Annotated in this window: 13 protein-coding genes; all 13 read right to left on the reverse strand. The window is 42.0% G+C overall.

The features are described 5' to 3' along the window. Nucleotides 1–37 precede the first annotated feature (37 nt). Nucleotides 38–703 (reverse strand): hypothetical protein, encoded by a 666-nt coding sequence (locus ABTV07_RS17610; RefSeq protein WP_433744700.1) that lies wholly within the window; start codon nt 701–703, stop codon nt 38–40. After that, nucleotides 693–1,223, reverse strand: a complete 531-nt coding sequence (locus tag ABTV07_RS17615) for a sigma-70 family RNA polymerase sigma factor (protein ID WP_433744702.1) — start codon at nt 1,221–1,223, stop codon at nt 693–695. The genes ABTV07_RS17610 and ABTV07_RS17615 overlap by 11 nt, the downstream gene beginning before the upstream one ends. A gap of 221 nt (nt 1,224–1,444) precedes the next feature. Then, the gene (locus ABTV07_RS17620) at nt 1,445–1,645 is read right to left on the reverse strand and encodes a capping complex subunit for YIEGIA (RefSeq protein WP_433744705.1); all 201 of its coding nucleotides are present in this window, start codon (nt 1,643–1,645) and stop codon (nt 1,445–1,447) included. Beyond that, nucleotides 1,638–2,549 carry a YIEGIA domain-containing protein gene (locus ABTV07_RS17625; protein ID WP_433744708.1) on the reverse strand — a complete coding sequence of 304 codons (912 nt, stop codon included), beginning with the start codon at nt 2,547–2,549 and terminating at the stop codon, nt 1,638–1,640. Before ABTV07_RS17625 ends, ABTV07_RS17620 begins: the two co-directional genes overlap by 8 nt. A gap of 120 nt (nt 2,550–2,669) precedes the next feature. Beyond that, nucleotides 2,670–3,479: an alpha/beta fold hydrolase gene (locus ABTV07_RS17630; protein ID WP_433744710.1), complete on the reverse strand. Its 810-nt coding sequence runs from the start codon at nt 3,477–3,479 to the stop codon at nt 2,670–2,672. Between the two features lie 80 nt (nt 3,480–3,559). Next, nucleotides 3,560–4,249, reverse strand: a complete 690-nt coding sequence (locus tag ABTV07_RS17635) for an alpha/beta fold hydrolase (RefSeq protein ID WP_433744713.1) — start codon at nt 4,247–4,249, stop codon at nt 3,560–3,562. Nucleotides 4,250–4,310: 61 nt separating this feature from the next. Further along, nucleotides 4,311–4,901: a TetR/AcrR family transcriptional regulator gene (locus tag ABTV07_RS17640; RefSeq protein ID WP_433744716.1), complete on the reverse strand. Its 591-nt coding sequence runs from the start codon at nt 4,899–4,901 to the stop codon at nt 4,311–4,313. Between the two features lie 271 nt (nt 4,902–5,172). Continuing rightward, nucleotides 5,173–6,480: a murein hydrolase activator EnvC family protein gene (locus ABTV07_RS17645; RefSeq protein ID WP_433744719.1), complete on the reverse strand. Its 1,308-nt coding sequence runs from the start codon at nt 6,478–6,480 to the stop codon at nt 5,173–5,175. Nucleotides 6,481–6,602: 122 nt separating this feature from the next. Beyond that, nucleotides 6,603–7,487 carry a permease-like cell division protein FtsX gene (gene ftsX / locus ABTV07_RS17650; protein WP_433744722.1) on the reverse strand — a complete coding sequence of 295 codons (885 nt, stop codon included), beginning with the start codon at nt 7,485–7,487 and terminating at the stop codon, nt 6,603–6,605. Next, the gene (gene ftsE / locus ABTV07_RS17655; RefSeq protein WP_433744724.1) at nt 7,477–8,163 is read right to left on the reverse strand and encodes a cell division ATP-binding protein FtsE; all 687 of its coding nucleotides are present in this window, start codon (nt 8,161–8,163) and stop codon (nt 7,477–7,479) included. Before ftsE ends, ftsX begins: the two co-directional genes overlap by 11 nt. A 380-nt stretch (nt 8,164–8,543) precedes the next feature. Beyond that, nucleotides 8,544–8,879, reverse strand: a complete 336-nt coding sequence (gene cccB / locus ABTV07_RS17660) for a cytochrome c551 (RefSeq protein ID WP_433744727.1) — start codon at nt 8,877–8,879, stop codon at nt 8,544–8,546. A 47-nt stretch (nt 8,880–8,926) separates the two neighbouring features. After that, nucleotides 8,927–9,793 carry a YitT family protein gene (locus ABTV07_RS17665; RefSeq protein ID WP_433744730.1) on the reverse strand — a complete coding sequence of 289 codons (867 nt, stop codon included), beginning with the start codon at nt 9,791–9,793 and terminating at the stop codon, nt 8,927–8,929. Between the two features lie 234 nt (nt 9,794–10,027). Beyond that, a protein-coding gene (gene prfB, locus ABTV07_RS17670; protein ID WP_433744733.1) for a peptide chain release factor 2 occupies nt 10,028–11,129 on the reverse strand; the annotation gives its coding sequence in 2 pieces (ribosomal slippage) (nt 10,028–11,056 and nt 11,058–11,129; 1,101 coding nt in all). Nucleotides 11,130–11,133: the final 4 nt, after the last annotated feature.

Consider the following 11,133-nt stretch of genomic DNA (forward strand, 5'->3'; position numbering starts at 1 on the left):
CAACTCCCTTTAGATATAGCTCAAGCGGATTAGAATTCTAATACTCTTTAATTTCAGTTGCCCCATTTGCTTTAAATGTTAGGACAGTAACCACCTTGGTTTCTTTATTGACATAGGTTAATGTCGCCATATGGGCTGTTGAACTATCCCAAATTATCGTGAAATCTATCCCGAGATTTAGATTTTTCAACCTATCAATATCTATGTCTCCGGGTGGTAATTCCATTTTAGGCGCATTCGAGTTGTTATATAGCTGAAATTGCCATGTCTCTAATTCTGATCCCTCTGGATTCTGTACATATACCGTCTGATAATGATTGCCGAAATTCTTAAGTGCTTTTTCTTTCGTCATTCCAATAGAAAAATTGGATTTAATTTCTTCAACTTTATGATTAATGACCGATTGGCTTGGCAGGGAGAATTCCTTTTTCTTTTGAGATCCAACCTGACCTGTATTATTTGTATGATTGTCTGAATTAAATCTGTTGTTAATTCCGCTTTCGTAAATTCCAAGACCGACTAGAAAAAGACAGATCATTGAAACAACTACTGTACTTAAAGCTCTAGGGAATAGTGTTTTAGGAGTCTTCTCATCATTTAAATTGCGGATTTGTTTTATTATTTTTTCTTGGTCTTTTTGCGTAAAGATTGGGTTGGGACTGATTGAATCATCAATGAAGTTTTTAAATTTTTTATTCTTCATCAAAAATCCCTCCTAACTTTCTCTCCAGAATCTTTCTTCCTCTTGCCAGCCTTGTTCTTATAGTTGAAGAATTAATACTAGTTATCGCAGCGATTTCATTTATACTAAAATCCTTATAGTAGTAAAGCATAATCATTTCTCTATATTTAATGGGCAGCTTAAATACTTCCTTGGAAATATCATTGCTTCTTTCTTTCATCAAAATTTCTTCTTCTAAGCAATTAGATTGTTTTATAGGAAACAAATTATTTGAGACGATTGTCTTTTTGAAATGCCAAGATCTCAAATAGTCCTTGGCTTTATTAACAGCAATCTTATAAACCCAAGTTTTTATATTTGAATCTCCCTTAAATGTATCGATTTTTAAATACACAGAAATGAATACTTCCTGAGTTAAATCTTCTGTTTGCTGCCATTCTCTCAGATAACTAAAAATCAACCGTTTAATTTCTTCACCGAATGTATCCATCAAACTTCTTATGAAGTCTTCCTTATTATCAAATGTCTCTTCCCCATACAATGTAGAATCACCCTCAAATCTTGACTTGCTTTATAGACGCCGCTCAAAGGAAAAATGTCCCATATTTCTATTTTATATCTATAAGCAGTTAATTTCTTTAAGGTTTCGTTATTTTTATAGAAAATTCAGATTTAAATATCCAATAAAAAAGCAACTTTGCCGCTTAAACTCAAGCAAGTTGCCATTTCCTTCTTATGTTCAAGTGCATTTGCTTCCGCTTCCTACCTATCCGCCGTAACAATCATAATCAGCCCGTTACTGAGCTTGACGACATCCCCTCTTACAGCAAGCGCAACATCCCTCATAAGCACCTGCTGCTCTTCTTCATCCTTCGCCCGCAGCAGCACCGCATCTCCAGGATAAATCACTTCTTCGGTATGCTTTGGTAATCCAATGAACGCATAAATTTTCAAGTCACTCATAATCCTCGCTCCTGTCCTTCAAAAATTTATGATTCTTCTGGATGCTTTCAAGCAGCGGCGTATTTTCCACAGATGTGATCATCCTGTTGATGTTCTGGAGAATCGGAACAACGACAAACACAATCCTCCCGTCAATATAATCCTTACGGGTGTAGTGATATCGCTTGATGCCAAGCGAACGGGTTATTTCAAACAGAATCGCTTGGCGCTGTCCGTAATTATCCAGGGAAATCCGGAAATGATCGGATTTAGGAGTGAGCACCACTGCCAGCCCCTCTTCCAAAATCATCTCCTGACCTCTTTCAATGCCGATGCGGTTGGAAACAAAAATATCATCGACGAACAATTCATCGTTCTTGATTGAAATCTCTCCAGCTTCAACTGACGCGATATCTGAAATCACTTTTCCTTTAGAGAAGTTCTTCATCCAAATATAGACGATCCCACCGGCTGCCAATCCAGCTGGAATTCGAATCAGCGACGCATTATCATCCATGATTTCCATGGTTGCGGCAATGACCAGAGAAACAATAAGGGCAATATAATTCCTTGCTTCAAATGTCTTCGATATTCCATCAATATAGGCATTTCCACGTTTTGTATACTCTGTTTCCTCCAATAACTGAAGGCTTGTCTGCTCGATTTTTCTCACATTTTGAAACTGCGTGATGGCTAGAGTCAGGAATGTAACGCTCGTCAAGTTATTGGTCATGAGGGCAGGCACCAGCACCGCGCCAAGTGTCGCTGCCACAAATCCCATCACAGCATGGCTTAAGTAGCCATTAGGGTATGTGGGATATTGCCGGAAGTCTTCCCTTAGTACAAATAATCGTGCAGCAGTACCACCCGCAATGGCTGTTATGATTTGGATCAAATGCGGCATTGTTAAAATTTGTTCTTTCACACCAGAACCTCGTTTCAGGAAACTAAAAATATCTACTTTACTAATTTTTCCTGTGTGGCGGTAGATTTATGTATATAAAAAATACACCCATTTCTAAAAGAATGAGTGTAAGTCTCCGCGTCAGGATTCTTTAATGAATGCTAATAGATCCATATTCAGCCTGTCTGAATGTGTAATATATAATCCGTGCGGGGCATCTTTATATAAAACAAATCGACTGTCCGGCAATAACATTGCTGACTTTTTACCGGAGATCTCTACCGGGATTGATCGATCTTTATCACCATGGATAATGAGAACAGGGACTTTGACCGATTTCATCTCCTCTCGAAAATCCGTTTCAATAATAATTTTGTTGCACTCTATCACTGCTTTTAACGATGTCCCCATCATATCCCATCGAGTCCATTCCCCCATTGGACTAGTGTCAGCACGGTTAAAATAGGGCGGCTCATTCTTAAGAAGCCAATTTGGAAAGTCGCGCTTCCACGTCTCCCGCACCGCTTCTGCATCACTCTTGGCTATCCCGTTCGGATTATCCGCTGCTTTCATTAAGAAAGGTACAATGGCAGCGACAAATACTGCCCGCTCCACTCGTTCGCTCCCATGACGTGTCAAATATCGAATCACTTCTCCGCCGCCCATGGAATGGCAGACAAGCGTGGCATCCCGAAGATCGAGGAATTCCATCAGATCCGCAAGATCGTCTGCCAGCGTATTGAAATCGTATCCGTCCCCCGGTTCATCTGAACGTCCATGCCCTCGTCTGTCATACGCTATACACCTTAAACCTTGGTCCGCCAGAAATAGTCTCTGATAATCCCACATTCTAGAACTCAATGCCCAGCCAGAGACAAAAACTACCGGCTTTCCTTTTCCCCAATCTTGATAAAACAGCTGCAAACGATCCTTCGTTCCAAAAAATGGCATCGTCCATCCCTCATTCATTTTATTCTAAATTTAAAATCAGAAGAATTTTGACTATCGCAGCATCAAAGACATTTGAAAACCTAAGAATGAAGAAACATCTGCAGAGCATCTAAGAACGCGGGCAAATTTTCCTCATGCACAAAGTGCCCGGCATTCTCAATCGTCACCATCTCACAATCCGGTATCAGTTCAGCCACTTCTTTCAGTTTATTCTGGGGGATATGACTGGCCCCGCCTCCAATGATAAGGGTCGGCTGGCTAATGTCCTTAAGACGAGTCCACCACTCTGGGTCAGGTTCATTAAGTTGTCTCAGGATCGAAGTCAATACCGGCCAATCAAATGGAAGTGGTCCAGGAGGTTTAGCAGGAATCTCAATCGGCGTATCGGGAAAAGGAGGCGGTGTGTCTTCAACAATCAACCTATCGATTCTTGCAGGAAACCTCTCCGAAAAAAGATAGGATACGGTTCCTCCCATTGAATGGCCTAGGAGTATAAATTTTTCTAAATTCAATGCATCTGCAAAGTGAAGCAAATCCTCACACATCAATTCAAAGCTGTAAGTTTCCGTTCTCGCACTCCCGGCATGCCCGCGCTGATTTAAAGCTAATACCCGATAGTCCTTTCCTAATGCAGCTGCCACCCCATCCCAGGACTCTGCCGTTTTTCCCAGTGCATGAAGTGCTACGAGAGGTTTTCCAGACGGATTTCCGCTTTCCCGATATTCAAAAGTGTGACCATTCAGCTCAATTTGCTTTACACGTGCTTCCATCGCTTCATCTCCTAGAGGGATTCGTGTTGCGAACCCCGAGTTATTTTAGTCCCATGGCTGACTATAAATCTGTACAAAATTGCTTGATGACCTGCTTTTTCATTTCTTCAATAGGCACATTCTTAGGATAAGTAGAGATCATCAACATGACGCCTTGAAGCACAGATGAAAAATATAGCGATCGACTCCGTGGTTCTTCTACTCCCATTCTTTCAAATATTCTACATTGCACCTCAAACATCCGGGCATTTTCTTGAATGAGTAGTTTACTGTATTTAATCAATTCTTCATCTGCTTCTGGCTGAGTTTGAAGGTGAAGATAAAAGCGATGAACTTCAGGATTCTGATGAATAGTATTTATTGCACCTTCAATGATGTATTTCAGCTGTTCACTTGGTTTATCGAAAGCTTCTGCTCCTTCCATTACATCCACCACTTCCTTGATTCTGGCTTCCACCATTTCAGCCAAGAGCTCCTCCTTTCCTTTGTAGTAGTTGTAAAGCAGCCCTTTCGAAATGCCCGCTTGCTTTGCTACTTGGCTAATCGGAGTTGCGTAATACCCCTGTTTAACGAATAGCTCCATAGCCGCTGCACGAATATTCTGTTTTGAAAGTTGGCGAATTCGATCATTCTCTTCTGGTGTCCGCGGCATTTTAATTTCAATCCTCCATAAAAATTTTCTTTAAATGATTTTCTCTGCTTACTTAAAAAGAAAAAGCACTACCTTCCAGCATTTAACTAATTTTACAACTTCATTTTATTATTGAATGAACGGTTAGTCAATGAAAAAATAAAAAAGAGGTGCCTGTCACGCCCCGGTTTTTGTCGATTCAAAGTCGACATATTTCGGGGCGTGACAGGCACTTTTAAACTATAAAAAAAACACCACTTATCGGCGATAAGTGGTGTTTTATCAGTCATTATTAGAAGTTGATGTATCTGCGTGGGTTCACGGCGTTGCGCTTGTCAGCTGTCCATGGTCCTTCGTGAAGTTCGAAGTGCAAATGCTGGCCAGTGGATTCGCCTGTGCTTCCCATGTAGCCGATTTTTTGGCCTTTAGCAACTGTCGCACCAGTACCAATCAAGCGAGTGGACATGTGTGCGTATACCGTTGTGTATTGCTTTCCGTTGATGGAATGCGCTACAAAGATACAGTTTCCATAGCTGGAAGAAAGGTAAGAACGGATGACGACACCGTCAGCTGCTGCTACGATCGGTACATTTCCGCCTCTGGCAATATCCACACCGTAGTGGAATTCTCCCCAGCGTCCGCCGAATTCAGAGGAAACATATCCATCTGCAGGGCGCATAAAGTCGCCGGAAGTAATAGCTGGTAGACTTTCACTTCCACCGTCGCTGCTTCCGCCACTGGAGGCACGTGCTGCCGCTGCTGCCGCTTGTCTTGCACGCTCTGCTGCCGCTGCTTTGCGCTGGCGTTCTAGTTCAGCTAAGCGGCCTTTTTCCATTTTAATGGCTTGAGCGAAAGCTGCATCCTGGCTCTTTAACAATTCTTGTTCTTCTTCAAGATTCAATTTTTCAGCCTCAAGGTGCTGCTGCTGTTTATGAAGCTCTTTTAACAATTCATTTCTTTGTACCTTTTGAGAATTAAATTTAGATTTCATATTGTTAAGGTCTTGAAGCATCGATTGAAGATCAGCCAATTTCTTTTCGACAGAAGCTTGCTTTTCTTCTAAATCCGCTTTATCTCTTTTTTGCTCTTCAATGATCTGCTTGTCCGCATTGACAAGAGTTGTCACTGCAGAAGCACGGTCGATAAAGTCACTGAAGCTTTCAGCACCTAAAAGAACGTCAAGATAGTTTACGGAACCGCCTTGCGTCTGGATAGCACGTGCACGCTGCTTCAACAATTCATTACGTTCCGCAATGCGCTTCTTAAGCTCCTCGATTTCGCCCTTAAGCTTTTCGATTTCTGCCTGAGTATTGGCAATTTCAGTTTGCTTATCTTTGATTTTTTGATCGGTTTCAGCAATAGCCTGATCAAGTTTAGCAATTTCAGCTTTTACATCCTGCTGATCGCCTTTTACTTTATCAATCGCGTTGCTCTTCGTATTGATATTGGATTTAACATTATTTTGTTTGTTATGGTTTTCCTGCTGCTGTTTTTGAAGATTTGATAAAGTTGATGCAGTTGCCATCCCATTGGCAGCGAATAAACTTGTAACCCCAAGAGTTGTAGCTAAAGTGAATGAAAGTATGTTGCGTCTTCTCACGTCTTTTCCCCTTTCCGTCCTTACGCTTTCTCTTTTCTCTCTTTCTATGAAACTTTCTATCTATGTTTTACGTCATAACTAATAGGGAACTAGTAAAACCGAAACTTGATTTCCCTGTAAATCTATACTTTCAGGAAGCGTCTGATGCTCATCATGCTTCCCCATCCACCGATGATGGCGCCCATTAAGATCAGGATGCCGCTCACTTCATATACGAATGGTGCAAAGTCGAGGACTTTGATGAAATGAGACGTCAGCTTTGGAGAGATGTAATCGTATGCATATTTATAGCCTGTGATCACAATGATGATCGGGAATACTGATCCAAGAATCCCAAGCCAGAATCCTTCTAACAGGAATGGCCAGCGGATGAACCAGTTTGTCGCACCGACGAGCTTCATGATCTCAATCTCAGTTCTTCTGGCGAAAATAGTAATCTTAATTGTATTGGAGATCAAGAACATCGCTGTGAACAGGAGTCCAATGATCAGTACAAGACCTACATTTCGGCTGTATTTCAAGAATTTAAAGAGCTTGTCCACTTTACCTGCGCCGTATTCCACTTTGGCTACGTTTTTGAACCGCTCGATTTTATTTGCTGCAATTTTCGTATCTGTCGGATTCTTCGTTTTTACGATAAACACGTCATACAACGGATTATCCTGTTCGAATAATTTAAAGTCGCTTCCCATATCCTTAATCAGGTTCTTCAATTCTTCCTGTTTAGAAGAATACTTGATGCTCTGTACTTGAGGAATGTTGTCAATCTGGCGCTTCAAAAGATCTTTGTCTTTTTCTTTCGCAGTCAAATCTACGTGGACACGAATCTCTACATCTTTTTCAATGTCTGTAGCCACTTTATTCATGTTCATCATAATGACGAAGAATACACCGACTAGTAAAAGTGTAACGGTTACGGCACTGACAGATGCAAACGTCATCCATCCGTTCCGGCTTAAGCTTTTTAAACTTTCGCGGAAGTGCCTTCCTAATGTTCTAATCTTCATATCCGTAATCCCCCCGCTGTTCATCACGGACAATCTTACCGTTTTCAATTGCAATGACGCGATGTTTAATCGTATTAACAATCTCACGGTTGTGCGTTGCCATAACCACTGTTGTCCCTCTGCTGTTGATTTCTTCAAAGAGATTCATGATATCCCATGAAGTTTCCGGGTCAAGATTCCCTGTTGGCTCATCCGCAATCACCACTTTCGGTGTGTTGACGATTGAGCGTGCGATGGAAATCCGCTGCTGCTCTCCTCCCGATAATTCGTTCGGCAGCATGCGTGCTTTATGCTTAAGTCCAACCAGATCCAGTACTTCCATGACGCGTTTCTTTATGTATTTAGGCTGTTCTTCAATTACCTCTAGGGCATATGCGATGTTTTCATAAACGGTCAATGTTGGAAGAAGCTTAAAGTCCTGGAAGACAACTCCGATGTTCCTTCTTAAATAAGGAACCCGGCTATTTTTTAATTTTGCAAGGTTGACGCCGCTTACCACGATGTCGCCTTTTGTCGGCCTTTCCTCGCGGTACATCATTTTAATGAAAGTGGATTTTCCAGCCCCACTCGGCCCGACCACATAAACAAACTCGCCTTGTTTGATATGGACGTTTATCCCATTGGCAGCTGTGATGCCATTCGGATACTTTTTATGGACATCCTTCATATCAATCATTATTAATCACCTATTATTCTAATTATGTGTTTGGTCCGTGAAGTAAATAGTCTTATCGGATCATGCTCACTTTTTTCAATAGTCTGTTAATCTCACGTGCAAAAATTCAGCAGACTATTAGATTTCGACAGCATCGAGCAAAAATCCTTGTTGAATGCTATCGAAAATTTGACACAAACTCATTATAACATCCTAGCATGTCATGTTAAGGGTAATTTTTATTACAGTTTCATTTCAAGCGCCGAAACAAAAATGGATAATTCATCCTATAAAGGTTGATTGTTCCTTGCGCAAGAGGTAGAAGGAGCGATTTTTGATTTAATGCACAAAAGAATAAAAAAAGCCTTCTCCCCATTTATGAAGAGAAAGCTTTTCACATATTATTTTTTCTTAGACAGCCACTCCGCTACCATTTTGGCATCGTCGCCTTTGATAACGTTGGGAGGCATCTGTCCTTTTCCGTTTTGGATGGTTTTCAAAATTTGGTCCTGGCTAAGTTCGCCGCCGATCTTCTTAAGGCTTGGACCGAATCCGCCCTCCAGGTTGCCGCCATGGCATGTGGAGCATTTTTGTTGAAAAATCTTCGCTGCCGGATCTCCGGAGCTTGCTGTTTCCGTAGATTCGCCGCCGTTATTTTTAGACTCGTTACTTGTTCCACAGGCTGCAAGTCCAAAGATAAGCGCCGCCCCCAACAGAATTGCCATCAGTTTCTTCATATCTTTCCCCCTAGGAAAAAATTTCTTCTCCATATAGTATACCAGGATTACGCTTCTCTAAAACCTTCCCCTACAACTTCAGATGCATCTGTCACAATGATAAATGCAGCAGGGTCAATGCTTCTGACCAATTGTTTCAGTTTTGTGAATTCTGTCTGATCCACGACGCACATGAGGACCGGCTTTTCGCTGTCCGTATAACCGCCATATGCTGATAGTTTTGTCACTCCACGGTCAATTTTATTCAAGATCCCTTCGCGGACTTCTTCTTTGTGGTCCGTGATAATCAATGCCATTTTCGAACGGCCGAATCCAACCTGTACAAGGTCAATCGTTTTGCTTGTCACGAATAAGCCGATCAAAGCATAAAGACCTTTTTCAATATCAAAGACGATGGCTGCGGATAAAACAATCATTCCATCGATGATAGCCACGGATTTCCCTAGAGAAAAACCGGTGAATTTCGTAATGATTTGTGCTGCCAAGTCAGTGCCGCCTGTAGATGCTTTACCTCTAAAAACAATGCCGAGGCCAAGCCCCACACCGATGCCGCCAAATAGAGCGCCCAATAAAGGATTAAGCGTCCAAGGCTCCCATTCTTTCGTGAAATAAACGACCAATGGAAGGAAAATAGTGCCTACTAATGTTTTATAACCAAATTGAAGGCCGAGAAATATAAGTCCTGCAATGAAAAGTGGGATATTTAATGCCCATTGGACATAGGCAGGTTCCCACCCTAATAGTCCATGTAAAATCGTACTGATCCCGCTCACTCCGCCGGATGCGACTTCATTCGGCAGCAAAAATACATTGAAGGCGATCGCGACAATCGCGGATCCGATAATCACCTGGATATATTCTAAAACCTTTTGGTACACAGGATGTGCCGGTTGATTTACTCTGTTTTTTTTCATTTTTTTTGTGCTCCTTTGATGCATTTGTCGATAATTGCCGAAGTGAGTATAGCACGGGTTTGATTGGGTGTAAATGCCAATAAGATAACGTGTTAAAGCATTAAACCTTTCTAATTATCATCTACCAATGAGAGAAAAGCATTCATAACCGCAAAAAAGCCCCGATGCATAGCATCAGAACTTTCAACAAATATCGACAAATATCGGGTGGTGACAGGCACCTATTAGGACAACTTAAGAAATTCGTGAACGCAAGTAAGCATTGATGAAGTTGTCTAAATCTCCATCCATGACGCCTTGGACGTTTCCGGATTCTGTGTTGGTGCGGTGGTCTTTCACCATGGAATATGGATGGAAGACGTAAGAGCGAATCTGGCTTCCCCATCCGATTTCTTTTTGCTCACCGCGAATTTCGAGCAGCTCTTTTTCCTGCTGTTCGATCTCGCGTTGATAAAGCTTAGCTTTTAACATTTTCATGGCTGCGTCACGGTTCTTGATCTGGGAACGTTCGGACTGGCATGTAACAACCACTCCAGTTGGCGTATGAGTAATACGGACGGCAGAATCGGTTGTATTGATATGCTGTCCGCCGGCTCCGCTTGCACGATACGTATCGATTTTAAGATCTTCTGTACGGATGTCAATTTCGATTTCATTATCGAATTCCGGCATAACTTCGCAGGAAACGAATGAAGTATGGCGGCGTCCGGATGAATCGAATGGAGAGATGCGGACCAAGCGGTGCACCCCTTTTTCAGCCTTAAGATAGCCGTATGCATTGTGGCCTTTAATCAATAATGTAACACTCTTGATTCCAGCTTCATCTCCAGGAAGATAGTCCATTGTTTCCACCTTGAAGCCTTTTTTCTCAGCCCAGCGCGTATACATACGAAGCAGCATGGAACCCCAGTCCTGGGATTCCGTTCCGCCGGCACCCGGATGCAATTCAAGGATCGCGTTGTTTTTATCATATTCCTCGCTCAACAACAGCTGAAGCTCATAGTCATTCAACCGGTTGACGAGATCCTTCATTTCATTCTCAAGCTCTTCCTGAAGTTCAGGATCGGCCTCTTCTTTGACCAATTCATAAGTCAATTCAAGATTTTCCTGAGTCTCGACCATATCATTGTATTCGTTGACAAGGTCCTTCAATCCGTTGCTTTCATTGATGATGCCCTGTGCCTGCTGCTGGTCGTTCCAAAAGTCCGGCTGCAACATGACTTCATCCAATTCCGCAATGCGCGCCTCTTTGTTTTCTAAGTCAAAGAGACCCCCTGAAGTCCGCTAAAACTCTAGCTGTTTTTTCAAGCTCTGATCTGATTTCTGATAATTCCATTTCT

Source organism: Falsibacillus pallidus, assembly GCF_050990905.1.
GTDB classification, from domain to species: Bacteria; Bacillota; Bacilli; order Bacillales; family DSM-25281; genus Falsibacillus; species Falsibacillus pallidus_A.